This window comes from Bacillus sp. Xin1, assembly GCF_013314535.1.
In the GTDB taxonomy this organism is placed as follows: Bacteria; Bacillota; Bacilli; order Bacillales; family Bacillaceae_G; genus Bacillus_A.
In genome coordinates this window covers 34,617-51,125 of record NZ_JABUAE010000009.1, presented here as the reverse complement: position 1 = coordinate 51,125, position 16,509 = coordinate 34,617, and the positions used below count along the sequence as shown (strand labels likewise).

At 36.5% G+C, this 16,509-nt stretch carries 17 protein-coding genes and 1 riboswitch; of the genes, 12 read left to right on the top strand and 5 right to left on the bottom strand.

Going from position 1 to position 16,509, the window contains the following annotated elements; all coding sequences use genetic code 11:
• Positions 1-9 precede the first annotated feature (9 nt).
• Entirely contained in the window at positions 10-657 is a 648-nt protein-coding gene (locus tag HRG09_RS11105) for a response regulator (protein ID WP_174100869.1), read from the top strand.
• A gap of 194 nt (positions 658-851) precedes the next feature.
• Positions 852-1,478, top strand: coding sequence for an FMN-dependent NADH-azoreductase (locus HRG09_RS11100; RefSeq protein ID WP_174100868.1), 627 nt, complete (start codon positions 852-854; stop codon positions 1,476-1,478).
• A 77-nt stretch (positions 1,479-1,555) separates the two neighbouring features.
• On the opposite strand, the gene yeiL is transcribed toward HRG09_RS11100, so the two are convergent.
• Positions 1,556-2,230, bottom strand: coding sequence for a transcriptional regulator YeiL (gene yeiL / locus HRG09_RS11095; protein WP_174100867.1), 675 nt, complete (start codon positions 2,228-2,230; stop codon positions 1,556-1,558).
• A gap of 119 nt (positions 2,231-2,349) precedes the next feature.
• Here yeiL and HRG09_RS11090 point away from each other — a divergent pair, with 119 nt between their 5' ends.
• On the top strand, positions 2,350-3,072 hold the full coding sequence (locus HRG09_RS11090; RefSeq protein ID WP_174100866.1) for a YjjG family noncanonical pyrimidine nucleotidase: 723 nt from the start codon (positions 2,350-2,352) through the stop codon (positions 3,070-3,072).
• 134 nt (positions 3,073-3,206) lie between these two features.
• Here the strand turns inward: HRG09_RS11090 and HRG09_RS11085 are convergent, their stop codons facing one another.
• Positions 3,207-4,457, bottom strand: a complete 1,251-nt coding sequence (locus HRG09_RS11085; RefSeq protein WP_174100865.1) for a chloride channel protein — start codon at positions 4,455-4,457, stop codon at positions 3,207-3,209.
• 356 nt (positions 4,458-4,813) lie between these two features.
• Positions 4,814-4,919: riboswitch (SAM riboswitch) on the top strand.
• Positions 4,920-5,010: 91 nt separating this feature from the next.
• Between HRG09_RS11085 and HRG09_RS11080 the strand changes: the two genes are divergently transcribed.
• The 4 genes from HRG09_RS11080 (at position 5,011) to thrC (ending at position 9,696) form a co-directional block, all read left to right on the top strand.
• On the top strand, positions 5,011-6,309 hold the full coding sequence (locus tag HRG09_RS11080) for a bifunctional O-acetylhomoserine aminocarboxypropyltransferase/cysteine synthase (protein ID WP_174100864.1): 1,299 nt from the start codon (positions 5,011-5,013) through the stop codon (positions 6,307-6,309).
• The gene (gene metA, locus HRG09_RS11075) at positions 6,293-7,198 is read left to right on the top strand and encodes a homoserine O-acetyltransferase MetA (protein ID WP_174100863.1); all 906 of its coding nucleotides are present in this window, start codon (positions 6,293-6,295) and stop codon (positions 7,196-7,198) included. The genes HRG09_RS11080 and metA overlap by 17 nt, the downstream gene beginning before the upstream one ends.
• Before the next feature lie 144 nt (positions 7,199-7,342).
• Positions 7,343-8,638 (top strand): homoserine dehydrogenase, encoded by a 1,296-nt coding sequence (locus HRG09_RS11070; protein WP_174100862.1) that lies wholly within the window; start codon positions 7,343-7,345, stop codon positions 8,636-8,638.
• On the top strand, positions 8,638-9,696 hold the full coding sequence (gene thrC, locus HRG09_RS11065; protein WP_174100861.1) for a threonine synthase: 1,059 nt from the start codon (positions 8,638-8,640) through the stop codon (positions 9,694-9,696). Before HRG09_RS11070 ends, thrC begins: the two co-directional genes overlap by 1 nt.
• 12 nt (positions 9,697-9,708) lie before the next feature.
• Here thrC and HRG09_RS11060 read toward each other — a convergent pair whose 3' ends face one another.
• A complete protein-coding gene (locus HRG09_RS11060; protein WP_174100860.1) occupies positions 9,709-10,338 on the bottom strand; it encodes a YczE/YyaS/YitT family protein in 630 nt (209 codons plus the stop codon).
• A 120-nt stretch (positions 10,339-10,458) separates the two neighbouring features.
• Here HRG09_RS11060 and HRG09_RS11055 point away from each other — a divergent pair, with 120 nt between their 5' ends.
• The 5 genes from HRG09_RS11055 (at position 10,459) to HRG09_RS11035 (ending at position 14,927) form a co-directional block, all read left to right on the top strand.
• Entirely contained in the window at positions 10,459-11,436 is a 978-nt protein-coding gene (locus HRG09_RS11055) for a LacI family DNA-binding transcriptional regulator (RefSeq protein WP_174100859.1), read from the top strand.
• A gap of 82 nt (positions 11,437-11,518) precedes the next feature.
• Entirely contained in the window at positions 11,519-12,331 is an 813-nt protein-coding gene (locus HRG09_RS11050) for an SGNH/GDSL hydrolase family protein (RefSeq protein WP_174100858.1), read from the top strand.
• Positions 12,328-13,245, top strand: coding sequence for an ABC transporter ATP-binding protein (locus tag HRG09_RS11045; RefSeq protein WP_174100857.1), 918 nt, complete (start codon positions 12,328-12,330; stop codon positions 13,243-13,245). Before HRG09_RS11050 ends, HRG09_RS11045 begins: the two co-directional genes overlap by 4 nt.
• Complete coding sequence (locus tag HRG09_RS11040; protein WP_174100856.1) at positions 13,238-14,230, top strand: ABC transporter permease subunit; 993 nt, start codon at positions 13,238-13,240, stop codon at positions 14,228-14,230. Before HRG09_RS11045 ends, HRG09_RS11040 begins: the two co-directional genes overlap by 8 nt.
• Before the next feature lie 19 nt (positions 14,231-14,249).
• Positions 14,250-14,927 carry a uracil-DNA glycosylase gene (locus HRG09_RS11035; RefSeq protein WP_174100855.1) on the top strand — a complete coding sequence of 226 codons (678 nt, stop codon included), beginning with the start codon at positions 14,250-14,252 and terminating at the stop codon, positions 14,925-14,927.
• A 40-nt stretch (positions 14,928-14,967) separates the two neighbouring features.
• On the opposite strand, the gene HRG09_RS11030 is transcribed toward HRG09_RS11035, so the two are convergent.
• Positions 14,968-15,261 carry a DUF3817 domain-containing protein gene (locus HRG09_RS11030; RefSeq protein WP_174100854.1) on the bottom strand — a complete coding sequence of 98 codons (294 nt, stop codon included), beginning with the start codon at positions 15,259-15,261 and terminating at the stop codon, positions 14,968-14,970.
• 325 nt (positions 15,262-15,586) lie between these two features.
• Positions 15,587-16,408: a Cof-type HAD-IIB family hydrolase gene (locus HRG09_RS11025; RefSeq protein ID WP_174100853.1), complete on the bottom strand. Its 822-nt coding sequence runs from the start codon at positions 16,406-16,408 to the stop codon at positions 15,587-15,589.
• Positions 16,409-16,509 lie beyond the last annotated feature (101 nt).

The following is a 16,509-nucleotide window of genomic DNA, read 5'->3' as shown; positions in this document are numbered from 1 at the left end:
GGGGAATTCGTGAAAATAAAAGTATTATTAGTTGATGATCATATAGTTGTTTTAAAAGGCTTAGCATTCTTCTTAAGCAGGCAAGAAGATTTGGAGCTAGTTGGAGAAGCTAATAACGGAAAAGAAGCGCTAATGAAAGTAGAACAGGTGCAGCCAGATGTTGTACTAATGGACTTATATATGCCAGAGATGGATGGTATTGAAGCAACCTCGTGTATAAAAAAAGAGTATCCAAATGTAAAAGTGCTCGTATTAACTAGTTTTTCGGATCAAGCACATGTTTTACCAGCTTTAAAAGCTGGCGCAAGTGGATACATTTTAAAGGATGTCGAGCCGGATCAACTTGTGGAAGCAATTCGTAGTGCATATAAAGGGAATATTCAGCTTCATCCTGATATTGCAAGTGCACTTCTTTCTCAAACGTTGCCGCAAGAAGAAAAACAGGAGTTATCAAGTATTCATGTAGATGTACTAACGGCAAGGGAGAATGAAGTGTTGCAACTCTTAGCAAAAGGGATGAGTAATAAGGAAATTGCATCTGTTTTAGTTATTACCGAAAAAACAGTAAAAGCGCATGTAAGTAGTATTTTAAGTAAATTAAATCTATCGGATCGTACACAAGCTGCTTTATATGCAGTGAAAAATGGAATTGTATAAGACAAAAGTCGTAGGACTTAGTTCGACTTTAGGAGGCGGACTTTTTTTATGGAAAGATACGTCTATGTGAGGAAGAAATTGTTGGAATGAGAGGATAGAATATATTTGTAAGCAACAACAATTACAAGGGATTATCCCTTTTAGCGAGTAAATAATAAACAACGTAAGAGTGAGTACTAGGAGGAAAATAAAACATGACAACAGTTTTATTCGTGAAGGCTAACAACCGTCCCGCAGACCAAGCGGTTAGCGTGAAACTATATGAAGCATTTTTAGCAAGCTATAAAGAATCACATCCAAATGATACAGTAGTAGAACTTGATTTATACAAAGAGGAATTACCGTATGTAGGCGTAGATATGATTAATGGTACATTTAAAGCAGGTAAAGGAATGGACTTAACAGCGGAAGAAGCAAAAGCAGTAGCTGTTGCTGATAAATATTTAGATCAATTCCTTGCAGCTGATAAAGTAGTGTTTGGTTTCCCATTATGGAACTTAACAATTCCAGCGGTACTTCACACATATATCGATTACTTAAACCGTGCTGGTAAAACATTTAAATATACACCAGAAGGCCCTGTAGGTCTTATTGGTGATAAGAAAGTTGCACTATTAAATGCACGTGGTGGCGTATATTCTGAAGGTCCAGCAGCTGGTGTAGAAATGGCTGTTAAATATGTAGCAAGCATGATGGGCTTCTTCGGTGTAACAAATATGGAAACAGTTATCATTGAAGGTCATAATCAATTCCCAGATAAAGCAGAAGAGATTATTGCAGAAGGTCTTGAAAAAGCTGTGAAAGTAGCAAGTGCATTTTAATTAAAAATATAATCGTCACTCAAACATGGCAAGTACCCTTGCAGTATCAACGCTTTTAAGACGTTGGTACTGCTTTTTTATTGTCCCTTAAGCTCATCTGCCAACTGTTGTAATTGCTCTCGATCCTGTATGAAATACATTCTTCCTTCTTTTTTTAACCAATTTTGCTGACAAAACTGCTTTAATACATATAAGAGATGACGATAACTAACGTTTAAGTATTCAGAGGCCTCTGTATGCTTTTCGAGATAATAATTGTTTTGCTCAGTTAACAGAATAAAAGCTGCTAATCGATTTTCTAAAGGGTAGTTATAGCTTCTTGCATATTGTTCAGTTCGAGTAAGTGTTTTTTCTCCAATAAATTTGCATAGCTGTTGTAAGAAGTATGCGTCTTGTAATAAGAGATGATGACAATCTTTTAGAGGAAGAGCTAGACAGATACATGATTCCATAGCTTCGATACCTTTTGTTATAGATTCGACTCCAATTAATCCTAATTCTCCAATAATCGATGGTGCTTTTACAAAGTCAATTAAGGAAATTCTCCCATTTTGATGGCTCATATATATTTTTGCTTTTCCAGAGATTAAGTAATAGAGATAAGGAAAGTCTTCTCCTTCGTTACAAATGCTTTCTTTCTTTTGAAACGAATGAATTTCTATATATGGAAAAACATCAAATGAGAAGAACGTTTGAAAATTGAAGCGTTGTACATAACTATAAATTTCATCTGAATTTTTTTCGATTTTCATTTCTTCACCTCTCATTTAGTATGAGATATCTCCTATTCCTTTTACAAGTGGGAGTGATACGATTTATTTGAGAATAAAAGAAAAAATGTGTTTTTATAGTGGAAAGGGAGAGAAACAACATGAAGAAATATCAAACATTACTATTTGATGTAGACGATACCTTATTAGATTTTAAAGCAGCTGAAAGAACGGCGTTACATTTACTTTTTGAGGAACAAAAAATGCCTTTAACTGATGAAATTACAGCACATTATAAAAGAATAAACCAAGGTCTGTGGAAATCCTTTGAGGAGGGAAAAATGGACCGATATGAGGTAGTAAATACTCGATTTTCAATTTTATTTAAGCAGTGCGGTCAGGAAGTTGATGGACCTTTGTTTGAACAGAATTATCGAAGATATTTAGAAGAAGGGAATCAACTCATTGATGGAGCTTTTGAATTCATAACAAATCTCCAAAGCGAATATGACTTATATATTGTTACAAATGGTGTTTCTAAAACACAGGAGAAACGTTTACGTAATTCAGGATTACATTCACTCTTTAAAGATATTTTTGTTTCAGAAGACACGGGCTCTCAAAAGCCAATGAAGGAATACTTCGATTATGTTTTTGCACGAATTCCTAATTTTTCTGTGGAGAAAGGGTTAATTATCGGTGATTCCTTAAGTGCAGATATTAAAGGAGGACAGCTAGCAGGATTAGATACTTGCTGGTTTAATCCGGGAAGGAATTCGAATCAAACGGGGATTGTACCAACCTATGAAATACAAAGTTTTGATGAGTTATATGAGATTTTAACAGTCACCCGACAGAAGTCCCCTTCTTCAAACGACTCGTAAGAGTGTTAAGGAGGGGTCATTCATAAGGATAGTTTAAAAAGAATTTTTATTTGTAAAAATAAACACTCTTTAGTCAAAAAGCAAGTACCATTACTTATATAGTGACGGTACTTGCTTTTCATTTGTTTATTTCATTATTTGGCATTTTCAAGAGCTGCTTGTTTACCCTCACTATGGTTAGGAAGTGGAAATAAATTACCAATCATTGCGGCTCCAAGCATCGGTAATAGTAAATTGATTGGGAAAAACATAAGTAATAATAAGGTAATAGCAATTGGTTTTCGAAGTGCATAGCTTGAAATTGCTGTTGTCACGGTTGCTACAGCAGCAATTGGGTCTACTGGTATGACTGTGGCCATAGCATATCCAATACTTGCACCAGAGAATATAATCGGAAAAATGTGTCCTCCGCGCCAACCCGTATTTAAACAAACTGCCGTTATACATAATTTTAAAATGCCTGAAAGAAGTAACACCCAAAATGATAATTCTGTCCATTCATGTACGAGTTCTTTTAATTGATGTTCTCCTGAAAACATTGTATATGGGAGATAAGTTCCAGCAATCCCTAAAAGGATACCGCCAATAATCCCTAATGTTACCTTATATTCTTTAAAAGGATGTACTATTTTCTCCAATATATGTTCTATCTTGAAATAAAAATAGCCTACACTAGCTCCTATACAAGCAAGTGGTAAAAAGGAAACCCACTCACGAAGTGCAAAAGATCCTTCTCCAAAGTTAACGATAAAAGATCCTCGATTATCAAATTTACTCAGCAATAAATAAACAGAAAAACCAGCAAAAGTAGTAGCAGCATATACAATAGCCTTTTTTCCTTTAGAAACTTCAGCAAGTCGTTCATTCTCATTTTCGTTTGGTGCTAAATAGCCGAATAATGGTGCATTAAAAATAACACTTAAAGTAGCACCAATCCCAATTTCTGTTAGCCCCTGCATTCCTTTTACAGCAAAGTGAAAGCGATCGCCAACCCATGTACAAAGCCCACCTATAATCCCAACAAGTGCGGCTTCGGGGCCTAAGCTTGCTCCAAATGTTAAAACAATAATGGCTGTTAATGTAGCCTTATGTACAAAGCGGTATTCAATTCTACCCGTTTTCTTATATTCAACCATTACCTCTGGCATTAAACGCGGGTATGTACCAAAGTATTTTTGTGATAGTCCAATAAGAATACCACCGATTGTTGTTATACAGATTGTGTAATAGGATGGTAATGCGAATTCTTTCGGTAAATACTCCCATACGAAATGAATTCCAGCATTGGTGACAACTAAAAATAACCATACTGTAGCACCAACAATAGAACCTAGAAACATACCGTACACGATAAGTAAATAGTGCACGTCTCTTCTAATTGTCATTTTGTAAACCTCCTTATTGTACGCGATGATGAAAAAATTAGAAATTATGATATGAAACCGATTGGATAGTTCATTCGATATGTATATGATTTTGGAAGGAGAATGACTTAGTCATAAATGTATTGTATACATATAAAAAAACAGATGTAGATAAAAACATATAACTCTTTCATTTTACATAGTTAGCAATGGCTTTAAAAGTTATTCTTTTTCTTTAGAGGGAACATTTCTTGCCCATATATTAAGTTTGAATTGTAAGAATAAACGATTAAAATGTTAATAAAGTTTATTGTAAACATTCAGAAAAATAATTGACATTAGGAAATAATTGCTATAAAATCAACGGTAATTGCATAGTCTTATCAAGAAAAGGTGGAGGGACAGGCCCTATGAAACCTTGGCAACAGCCGCATAGCGGAATTGTGCCAAATCCTGCAGGTAATAAATCCTGAGAGATAAGAAAGAGACTTTAGAGCGTGTTTTCAAACTGCTTCTTTCTTATTCAGGAAAGAAGCAGTTTTTTTATTTTCTATAAAAGAAAGGAGTATGAGAAATGGGAGAATCATGGGGAAAAGGAACCATTTGTGTGCAAGGTGGCTATTCACCAAAAAATGGTGAACCGCGTGTTTTACCGCTTTATCAAAGTACGACGTACAAATATGATACATCAGATGATTTAGCGGCACTCTTTAATTTAGAGGCAGAGGGCTATATTTATACGCGTATTGGGAATCCGACACTAGCAGCATTTGAACAAAAGTTATCAGAGCTTGAAGGTGGAGTCGGAGCTGTTGCGACAGCCTCTGGTCAAGCAGCTATTATGCTTGCTGTTTTAAATATTTGTAGTAGTGGTGATCATTTACTTTGTTCTTCAACCGTTTATGGGGGAACATTTAACTTATTTGGGGTAAGTCTACGTAAATTAGGAATTGATGTTACATTCTTTAATCCAAATTTAGCTGCTGATGAGATTGTGGCACTTGCAAATGACAAAACAAAGCTGATTTATGCAGAATCGCTTGGAAATCCAGCGATGAATGTTTTAAATTTTAAAGAGTCTTCAGCGGCGGCAAAAGAACTAGAAGTACCTTTTATTGTGGACAATACTTTGGCGACACCATATTTGTGCCAAGCGTTTGAACATGGGGCAAATATCGTTGTTCATTCTACAACGAAGTATATTGATGGTCATGCAAGTTCATTAGGCGGGATTGTTATCGATGGCGGAAATTTTGATTGGACAAATGGAAAATATCCAGAGCTTGTCGAACCAGATCCAAGTTATCACGGTGTAAGTTATGTGCAGAACTTTGGGCAGGCAGCATATATTGTGAAAGCTCGTGTTCAACTATTAAGAGACTATGGAAACTGTATGAGCCCATTCAATGCGTATATTAGCAATATTGGTTTAGAAACATTGCATTTACGAATGGAGCGTCATAGTGAAAATGCTCTTGCAGTTGCGAAGTGGCTTGCTAATCATGATTGTATTGAATGGGTGAATTATCCGGGATTAGAAAGTAACGAAAGTTATCCGCTAGCACAAAAGTATTTAGAAAAAGGTGCAAGTGGTGTTTTAACATTTGGAATTAAAGGAGGATTAGAATCTGCGAAAGAGTTTATTGCAAATGTGAAGTTAGCAACACTTGTAACGCATGTAGCAGATGCGAGAACATGTGTGATTCATCCTGCTAGTACAACGCATAGACAGTTAAATGAAGAAGAACAGCGTTTAGCAGGTGTTACATCTGATTTAATTCGCCTATCAGTCGGTATAGAAGATGTTTCTGATATTATTGCGGACCTAGAGGAAGCATTAGTTGGAGGCAAAGCACATGCCGATCATTGTTGATAAGGATTTACCAGCTCGTAAAGTATTGCAAAAAGAGAATATTTTTGTCATGACAAAAGAACGAGCTGAAACACAAGATATACGTGCTTTAAAAATTGCAATTTTGAACTTAATGCCAACAAAACAAGAAACAGAAGCGCAATTGCTCAGATTACTCGGTAATACACCACTTCAATTAGACGTGCATTTGCTCCATATGGAGTCTCATGTATCCCGTAATGTAGCGCAAGAGCATTTAACAAGTTTTTATAAAACGTTTCGCGATATTGAGGGAGAAAAATTTGACGGTCTCATTATTACAGGAGCGCCGGTTGAAACACTTCCTTTTGAAGAGGTAGATTATTGGAAAGAACTTGGGCGTATTATGGAATATTCAAAAACAAATGTAACATCTACTCTGCATATTTGTTGGGGAGCGCAAGCTGGTTTGTATTATCACTATGGAATTCCGAAACATCCGCTTGAAGAAAAGATGTTTGGTGTATTTGAACATGAAGTACGTGAGCAACATGTGAAATTATTACAAGGATTCGATGAGCTCTTTTTTGCACCACATTCACGTCATACGGAAGTACACGCATCTGATATTGAAAAAGTACAAGAGTTGAAGTTACTAGCAACATCAGAAGAAGCGGGTGTACACCTTGTTATGGGACAAGATGGAAAGCATGTTTTTGCTCTTGGTCATAGTGAATACAGCTGCGATACATTAAAAGAGGAATATGAACGTGATAAACAAAAAGGGCTAGATATTAAGGTTCCGAAAAACTATTTTAAACATAATAACCCAGCTGAAAAGCCACTCATAAGATGGCGCAGTCATGGAAATTTATTATTTTCAAATTGGTTAAATTATTATGTGTATCAAGAAACCCCTTATATTTTGTAAGATGATCATTATATAACACGTGGCAACGCTTTCTTTGTAAGGATTATCTTATATTTTTCTAAATGTTCAAAATACATTGTTTTTCAGAATTTTACCTTATATAATGGCATCTAAATACAATTCTTTAGAGGGGTGGACAGTATCATGAATGAAATTCAAGTAGGCTTATTAGGCCTTGGAACAGTTGGCAGCGGTGTGGTTCGTATTATTACGGATCATCAAGATCGATTGATGCACCAAGTTGGTTGCCCAGTGAAAGTAACAAAGGTATTAGTGCAAAATATTGAGAAAGAGAGAGAGGTCCAAGTCCCCTCTACTTTATTAACGAAAAATGTAAATGAAATTATAGATAATCCTGATATCGATGTTGTCATTGAAGTGATGGGCGGCATACAGGAAGCAAAATCCTATATTTTAAAAGCTTTGAACAATGGTAAACATGTTGTTACTGCTAATAAAGATTTAATGGCATTGCACGGGGCGGAATTACTGACAGTAGCAAAGGAAAATCAAGCTGATTTATTTTATGAAGCGAGCGTAGCTGGAGGGATTCCAATCCTACGCAGCATTGTAGAAGGGTTTTCCTCGGATCTTATTACGAAAGTGATGGGAATCGTGAACGGAACAACAAACTTTATTCTGACAAAAATGTCTGACGAAGGGAGAGCATACGACGACGTGTTAAACGAAGCGCAACAGCTTGGATTTGCAGAAGCAGATCCAACATCAGACGTAGAAGGTTTAGATGCAGCAAGAAAAATGACGATTTTGGCTACTCTTGGTTTTTCTACAAATGTAGAACTTGGAGATGTGAAGGTGAAAGGGATTACTTCCATTACAGAGGAAGATATTGCGTATAGTAAAAGCTTAGGATACACAATTAAATTAATTGGGCTTGCAAAGCGCGATGGTGAAAAGTTAGAGGTAACAGTTGAACCAACGCTACTTCCGAATACACATCCTCTTGCAGCTGTTCAAAATGAATATAACGCCGTATATGTGTATGGTGAAGCGGTAGGGGAAACGATGTTTTACGGGCCTGGTGCAGGAAGTTTACCAACAGCGACAGCGGTTGTTTCTGACTTAGTCGCGGTAATGCAAAATGTACGCCTTGGTGTGACTGGGAATAGTGCGGTTTCTCCTCAGTATGCGAAGGCATTAAAAGAGCCTGATGAAATTTTTGTGAAAAAGTTTTTAAGATTACATGTAAAAGATGAAATTGGTGTGTTCGCAAAAATCACATCTTTATTTTCCGAACGCGGTGTTAGCTTTGAAAAAATTATTCAAATGCCACTTAGTGAGAAAGGAAAGGCTGAGGTTGTTATCGTAACGCATCGTGCATCACTTGCAGACTATGAATATATTTTACATACACTGGGCACATACGAAAAAGTAGATTGTGTAAAAGCAAACTACCGAATCGAAGGAGATGCTAAGTAATGTGGAAAGGTTTGCTTGCTGAGTATAAGGAGTTTTTGCCTATTACGGAAAAAACACCACCCTTAACATTGCATGAAGGCAATACACCACTTGTTTTACTAGAAAATCTTTCAAAGCAGTGGGGCGCAACAATTTATGGGAAAATAGAAGGAGCGAATCCGAGCGGATCCTTTAAGGATCGCGGCATGGTAATGGCGGTAGCTAAAGCAAAAGAGGCGGGAAGCGGAGCAATCATCTGCGCTTCTACGGGTAATACATCTGCATCTGCAGCAGCATATGCAGCTAGGGCAGGATTGTCATGTATTGTTATTATTCCAAATGGGAAGATTGCATACGGTAAATTAGCGCAAGCTGTCATGTATGGTGCCGAGATTATCAGTATTGATGGGAATTTCGATCATGCTTTGCAAGTTGTACGTAAGCTAAGCAGCTCATCGCCGATTACACTTGTAAATTCTGTTAATCCATACCGGATTGAAGGGCAAAAAACAGCTGCATTTGAGATTTGTGATGCGCTTGGGAAAGCACCAGATATTCTAGCAATTCCAGTCGGTAATGCGGGAAATATTACAGCGTATTGGAAAGGATTCAAAGAGTATCATGAAAGACTTGGTACGGGTCTGCCAGAGATGCATGGCTTTGAAGCGGAAGGAGCAGCGGCGATTGTACGTGGACATAAGATTGAAGAACCAGAAACAATTGCAACAGCGATTCGAATTGGAAATCCAGCAAGTTGGGAGCAAGCTGTCCTCGCTGCAGAACACTCTCAAGGTAAAATCGACGAAGTAACAGATCGTGAAATTCTTGAGGCATATGAATGGCTAGCCAAGTACGAAGGAATCTTTGCAGAACCTGCTTCATGTGCTTCTCTCGCAGGTGTTTATAAACACCTGCAAAGCGGTGAAATTGCAAAAGGGAGCCAAATTGTAGCAGTATTAACAGGTAACGGTTTGAAAGATCCAAATATCGCCATTGATACGAAGAAAATTCAGCCAGTTGTGTTACCAAATGATGAGAAAGTTATCTTTGATTATATTCAGGGAGCTGTCTTTCAATGAAATAGATGAAGCCTACTGAGCGTGATGCTCAATAGGCTTTTTTATGTTAAGAACCTTTGTGCCAATCTGAATAAATGCTTGAATAATCCATCCTGTTGTAAATGAAAGGATAATTGTACCAAAATAAATAGGACCGTCTAATAAAAAGCTGCATGTTAAAAATAAAAAGGCTAACGAAATTTCTGTCTTGCGAAATGTCCACTTTTTCTTTTCAGCCATGGTTAAGACGAATGCTTCTTGCGGTGCGGCACAGAGCTTTGTTGATACATAAATGCCAATTCCAGCACCAACAAATAGATTTCCACAAATAAGTGTTATATATTTTGGAAGAGAGCGGATAGAATTCATAATGACATCGATAGAACCAATCCAATCAACAAAAACAGATATAAGAACCATAGTAACAATTGTTCCTATTGTAATCTGCTTTTTATTTAAAAACAGCACAATAAGCGTAAAAGCTAAGTTAATCATAAAAATCCAGAAGCCAATACTTACTCCAAAATTTTGATATAATGCAATGAAAAATGAATCATAAGGACTAAGGCCGAATGAAGTAATCGTTGTCATCATGTTAATTCCAAGAGATAGAATGAGTAGCCCGCTAATAAAAAATATATAGTCTAGTTTTAGGCATATCATATGTTTCAAATCCTTTCCGAATGTACTTGCTAGGAAAGGATATATTGTGGAAAGCTTACTAGGTCAAGAGAGAATTTTTCGATGAGGTTTATTTAAATGATGGGAAGGGGAAGAAGTAAGGTGACAAATATAAAAAAGATTGCTGAGATTGCTGGTGTATCAGTTTCAACGGTTTCAAGGGTATTAAATAATCATCCGTATGTAAGTGATAAAAAGAGAAAAGAAATTTTAGCAATTATTGAGGAATTAAATTACACACAAAACGTGAATGCGATTCATTTAGTGAAAGGAAAAACGAATGTAATTGGTGTTTTATTGCCGCATGTAAATGATCAATATTATAGTGCGATTATTGAGGGGATATCGAAAGAAACTGCAAAGAATAATTATCATATGATGCTTTGTCAGACGAATTATAGTGAAGAACGGGAACTTGAAATTTTGCAGATGTTAAAAATGAAAAAGCTTGATGGAGTCATTATATGTTCACGGACAAATGATAAGGAAAAGCTCGAGGAGTATACGAAATTTGGGCCAATTGTAGTGTGTGAAGAAATAGATTCGAATTTCATCTCGAGCGTACATATTGATTATTATAAAGTGTTTTCACAAGGAATGAAAAGCTTGATAGATGCTGGTCATACTTGTATTGGATATTGTATTGGAAGAGACAATAGCATTAATAGTCAAAGAAGAAAACAAGCGTACGAGGATGCACTGCAACATATTTCTATTACACCTGCAGATAACTGGAAATTTAAAAGGTGTTTTAAGGTGGATGACGGACGTAATGTAATAAGGGAATGGATGCGGATGTCTGTAAAGCCGACAGCATTCCTTATTTCTTGTAACTATATTGCAGCAGGGGTGGTAACAGAAGCAAAGAAACATAGGATTCGTGTTCCGGAAGATTTAGCTATTATTGGATGTGATGATCAAGAAGTAGCAGATGTATTAGGAATTACAACGATTGCTCATTCTAGTAAAGCAGTTGGTGCAAAAGCATTTGAAATACTATATGAGAAGATAAAAGATGAAAAAATAGATGTGAAGAGTATTGAACTCTTGCCGCAATTGACTATTCGTGAAACTACCTAAATTATAGAAGAGATGAAAATCGCTTTTCAAATGGGCGTTTGGTATAATATGGGCAATCTACCAGGCTAAAAGGGGTTTTGATATGAGATCAAAATTAGTAAAAGGACTTTTACTCATTACAATTGCATCTTTTTGTTTATTTGCATATGGCTTTATTGCGGGTATTAATGATGTATTAAATCCGAAAGCTTCAAATTTAACTACGAAGACAGAACAAAAACAAGTGAAAGGGAAACAAAACCCAGGAACATTAAAAGTTGTCAGCTTAGGTGATTCTTTAACTCGCGGCGTTGGTGATAAAGAGGGAATCGGCTATGTGGGTCGAGTAAAAGAAAGTCTACAAAAGGATTATAAACAAAAGGTTGCGTTAACGAATTTAGCTGTTAGTGGTGCGAAGATGCCAAATTTGTTAAAGCAAATAGAGAGTAGTGGTGCTCAGTATTCAATTAAGCAAGCGGATCTTATTGTTTTAACAATTGGAGGAAATGATTTATTTCCAGGATGGGAATCACTTGGAAAGATAGATCTAGAAACATATCGCCCTAATACAGAAACATTTCAAAATCAGGCGAAGCAAATTTTAGCCGAAATCCGAAAGCTAAATTCAGATAGCCCGATTTTTTGGCTTGGTTTATACAATCCTTTTGAGGATGTAGAGGATTTAAAAGGTTCTTCATCCATCGTTGTAGATTGGAATGCATCTTTAGAGAAATTAGCAATAGATAATAAAAATGTATATATAACGCCAACGTTTGATCTGTTTCAAAACAGAGGGAAAGAATTATTATACTCAGATCATTTCCATCCAAACGAAACAGGCTACTCATACATGGCAACTCGCTTGTTACAAAATGTTGTAAGTAAGCTGCAGCTAGATGGAGGAGAGGCGAAATGACGATAATACTTTCAGTGCGGGATGTGAAAAAGGTAATTGGAAAAAAAACGCTTGTTGAAAACATTTCATTTGATGTGAAACAAGGAGAAGTGTTTGGATTCTTAGGTCCAAATGGAGCTGGGAAAACAACAACAATTCGGATGCTAGTAGGGCTTATTAAAGCAACTGAAGGTGAGATTGCGATTGGTGGCTATCATATTAAAGAGAACTTTCGGGAAGCGATGCGGCAAATTGGGAGTATCGTGGAAAACCCAGAACTTTATACATATTTAACAGGATGGGAAAACTTAAAGCAATTTGCACGGATGCTTGGCGGTATATCAGATGGACGTATTTTAGAAATTGCAAAAATGGTTCATTTGGATGAACGTATCCACGATAAAGTGAAAACGTATTCTCTTGGTATGAAGCAGCGCCTCGGCATTGCTCAGGCTCTTCTTGGAAATCCGAAACTCCTTATACTAGATGAACCGACAAATGGCCTAGACCCAGCTGGTATAAGAGAGATGAGGGAGTTTATACATAAGCTTGTGAAAGAAGAAAATATGAGCGTCTTTATTTCAAGTCACTTGTTAAGTGAAGTGCAAATGATATGTGATCGCGTTGCTATTATTCATAAAGGGAAAATGATTACAGTTGCACCAATTGAAGAGTTAATTAAAACTGCGAGCGATCGTGTTGAGTGGATTGTTACACCGATTGCAAAGGCAAAGGATATGTTAGAAGAGGCAGAAGAAGTAAGAGAAATTAGTGTAGACAATGAACGTTTACTTTGCCGGATGGACATTTCATCAATTAGTACTTGGAATAAACGTTTTGTAGAAAAAGGAATAGATGTACATAGCGTGAAGGAACTTGTGTTTACGTTAGAAGATTTATTCATTGAACTCACAAGGAGTGAGCAGCATGCGTGAATTTGCAAATCTTGTTTTAAATGAATCAGAGAAAATCTATCGAAAAAAACGTATTTTTGTCGTTATGCTCATATTGGCAATTTTAATTCCTTTGTTTGTGTATGCACAGTATCGTGAAGTGCAAACAACGCAAAAACGCCTTGGTACGAGCGATTGGAAAGTAGCGCTTCAGCAGCAAATTGTTGATTCACAAAATCGTTTAAATAATTCAAGGTTGCCAGAAGAATGGCGGGATTGGCTGAAAGTACGAGTCGAACAACAACAATATTACTTAGACCATGATATTAATCCGACTGCACCGGGGGCACCGACATTTGTACGAGCATTCATTGAACAGGGGATTACATTATTTATTCCGCTTCTTGTAATGATTGTTGTAATTGACATTGTATCGGGAGAACGAAGTGATGGAACGATGAAGATGCTTCTAACACGGCCGATTCGGCGCTGGAAAATCCTTCTCAGTAAATATGTGACGATGTTATTATTTATTTCACTTATATTGCTCCTGGTCGGGATTTTTTCCTATGCATTATCGGGTGTTGTTTTCGGATATGCTGGGTGGAATTTACCGGTATTGACAGGGTTTGGAATTGATAAAGAAACATTGAATACGAATTTTGTCCATCTTATTCCGCAGTGGCAATACATTTTAATGGCTTATGGACTGGCGTGGTTTGTGGCAATTGTTGTGGGAACAATATCCTTTATGGTTTCGGTGTTAATTCGCAATACACCAGCTGGTATGGGAGTCATGCTGGCAGCATTAATTGCAGGTGGTATCTTAAGCTCTTTCGCAACGTCTTGGGAAGGGGCAAAATATATTTTTAGTGTGAATTTATCACTAACAGATTACTTATCAGGAAAGTTACCAGCATTGCAAGGTCTATCAATGAGCTTCTCATTGATGAATTTAACTGTTTGGGCAATAGCTTCTCTTATCGTTTCGTTTGTAGTCTTTACAAAGCAAGACATGGTGAATTAAGTGAAGAGGAAGTGAAGAGATGGAACATATTTTAAAGAATGATTGGGAGCCGTTACTTGCACCAGAATTCGAGAAACCATACTATCAGAAACTAAGGCAGTTTTTAAAAGAAGAATATAGTACGCATGTAGTATATCCAAATGCCAATGATATTTTTAATGCATTGCATTATACAAGTTATGGGGATACGAAGGTTATCATTTTAGGACAAGATCCATATCATGGGCCAGATCAAGCGCATGGGCTAAGTTTTTCTGTACAACCTGGTGTGAAAACACCACCATCACTGCAAAATATGTACAAAGAACTGCATGCAGACCTTGGCTGTGAAATTCCGAATAACGGTTATTTAGTGAAATGGGCAGAGCAAGGTGTGTTATTACTTAATGCGGTGTTAACTGTCAGACAAGGGGAAGCAAATTCTCATAAAGGAAAGGGGTGGGAGCATTTCACTGATCGCGTAATTGAGCTTTTAAATGAACGAGATAAACCAGTGATTTTTATACTGTGGGGACGCCATGCACAGGCAAAGAAAAAGCTGATTACAAATGCAAATCATCATATTATTGAATCTGTACATCCAAGTCCCTTATCAGCAAGACGCGGTTTCTTTGGAAGTAAACCATTTTCGAAAGTGAATGATATCTTATCTAGTATGAATGAGAAAGAAATTGATTGGCAAATTCCAAACCTTTAAAAAAGGTAGCTAACAGGATGATTGTTAGCTACCTTTTTACTTATTGTGGTTCATTTTTTAATTTTGCATCTAGTACGAACGTACCAAATGGGATAACGGAAGCAACGAATGCACCTAAAGCCCATAAGATCGACTTACGATGTACGATTGTTACTTGAATCACTGCAAAGATGAATAGGATAAATAGTACGCCGTGAGCCATACCTGTAATTTTAACGGCTGCTGGAAAATCCGCGAAGTATTTTAGCGGCATTGCTACGAATAATAATAGTAGGAAGGAAATCCCCTCGACTAATCCAATTGCTCTTAATCTTCCGATTGGTGTAGATAACATGAAACAGCCTCCTTATAATATGAGCTTGTATATAGTAAATTTGTATTCTAATTCAAAATAAAATAGTCTATTTTGTTTCATTATATACAAAAACAAAGTTTACACTACGGGAATGTTGTAAAGTTCAAAATATCTTCACAAAGCTACTTGCATTTAAATAAAAACCCCTTTGAAGTGTTTGACTTCAAAAGGATTTTGTGAATGGATTTATATAAGTACAAATTAAAGTACAGACAAAAACCCTCTCTTTTTAGGTGGGGAGAGAGGGAGTGTAAGTTACCTTTTGATTTCATAGTAGCAATGTGTATGTTGAAAAATTTATATATTAAACTAGAACTTCAGTTTTAAGTACAAATTTCTCTACAACTTTAGCAACGCCGTCATTCATATTTGTATCTGTTACGTAGTTTGCAATTTCTTTAATATCATCTGGAGCATTTCCCATCGCAACGCCAAGACCAGCGAACTCAATCATTGCTTGGTCATTATAGCTATCACCCATTGCGATTACTTCTTCGCGCTTAATACCAAGCTGTTGAATTAATTGGTTTAAGCTTGTTCCTTTTGTAACACCAGCTTCTGTGAACTCTAAGAAAAACGGCTTAGAACGCATTACACTTAGTTTACCTTCTAATTGTTTTTGTAGTTTCTTTTCTACTTCAATAAGGCGCTCAGCTTCTTTATTCATTAATACTTTTACAACAGGTTCTTGCACGGCTGCAGTAAAACTATCTACTTGAATAATTGGCATGCCTGTCAATTGGCCTTCGATTTCTGTATATGGATTATTCTCTTCTGTTACGATGTCATCTTCGATATACGTATGAATCCAAACGTCTTCATGCTTACTGATTTCATATAGACTGTGAACGATTTCAGGAGATAGTGTACTACTGAATAGTTCTTCATCTGTTTTACAGTTAATAATTTTAGCACCATTAAATGATAGGATAAAACTACCGTATTCTTCTAAACGAAGTTCCTTAGCAATATGGCGCATACCAAATGTTGGACGTCCAGAAGCGAGTACAACCTTTACTCCTTGTTCTTGGGCTGTCATTAAAGCTTGTTTTGTACGCTCTGAAATTGTATGGTCATCGCGTAGTAAAGTATCATCTAAATCTAAAACAATCATTTTATAAGACATATAGAAAGTTCCTTTCTTTGTTGAAATAATGATTAGTATTGTTAGAAATTCATTCTAGCAAAATAATGAGAAATAAATAGTAAGATATCGAACCTCTTTGA

Coding starts and splice junctions, on each gene's coding strand:
- HRG09_RS11100 (WP_174100868.1), top strand. CDS start 852: ATGACAACAGTTTTATTCGTGAAGGCTAACAACCGTCCCGCAGACCAA.
- yeiL (WP_174100867.1), bottom strand. CDS start 2,230: ATGAAAATCGAAAAAAATTCAGATGAAATTTATAGTTATGTACAACGC.
- HRG09_RS11090 (WP_174100866.1), top strand. CDS start 2,350: ATGAAGAAATATCAAACATTACTATTTGATGTAGACGATACCTTATTA.
- HRG09_RS11085 (WP_174100865.1), bottom strand. CDS start 4,457: ATGACAATTAGAAGAGACGTGCACTATTTACTTATCGTGTACGGTATG.
- HRG09_RS11080 (WP_174100864.1), top strand. CDS start 5,011: ATGGGAGAATCATGGGGAAAAGGAACCATTTGTGTGCAAGGTGGCTAT.
- metA (WP_174100863.1), top strand. CDS start 6,293: ATGCCGATCATTGTTGATAAGGATTTACCAGCTCGTAAAGTATTGCAA.
- HRG09_RS11070 (WP_174100862.1), top strand. CDS start 7,343: ATGAATGAAATTCAAGTAGGCTTATTAGGCCTTGGAACAGTTGGCAGC.
- thrC (WP_174100861.1), top strand. CDS start 8,638: ATGTGGAAAGGTTTGCTTGCTGAGTATAAGGAGTTTTTGCCTATTACG.
- HRG09_RS11060 (WP_174100860.1), bottom strand. CDS start 10,338: ATGATATGCCTAAAACTAGACTATATATTTTTTATTAGCGGGCTACTC.
- HRG09_RS11050 (WP_174100858.1), top strand. CDS start 11,519: ATGAGATCAAAATTAGTAAAAGGACTTTTACTCATTACAATTGCATCT.
- HRG09_RS11045 (WP_174100857.1), top strand. CDS start 12,328: ATGACGATAATACTTTCAGTGCGGGATGTGAAAAAGGTAATTGGAAAA.
- HRG09_RS11040 (WP_174100856.1), top strand. CDS start 13,238: ATGCGTGAATTTGCAAATCTTGTTTTAAATGAATCAGAGAAAATCTAT.
- HRG09_RS11035 (WP_174100855.1), top strand. CDS start 14,250: ATGGAACATATTTTAAAGAATGATTGGGAGCCGTTACTTGCACCAGAA.
- HRG09_RS11030 (WP_174100854.1), bottom strand. CDS start 15,261: ATGTTATCTACACCAATCGGAAGATTAAGAGCAATTGGATTAGTCGAG.
- HRG09_RS11025 (WP_174100853.1), bottom strand. CDS start 16,408: ATGTCTTATAAAATGATTGTTTTAGATTTAGATGATACTTTACTACGC.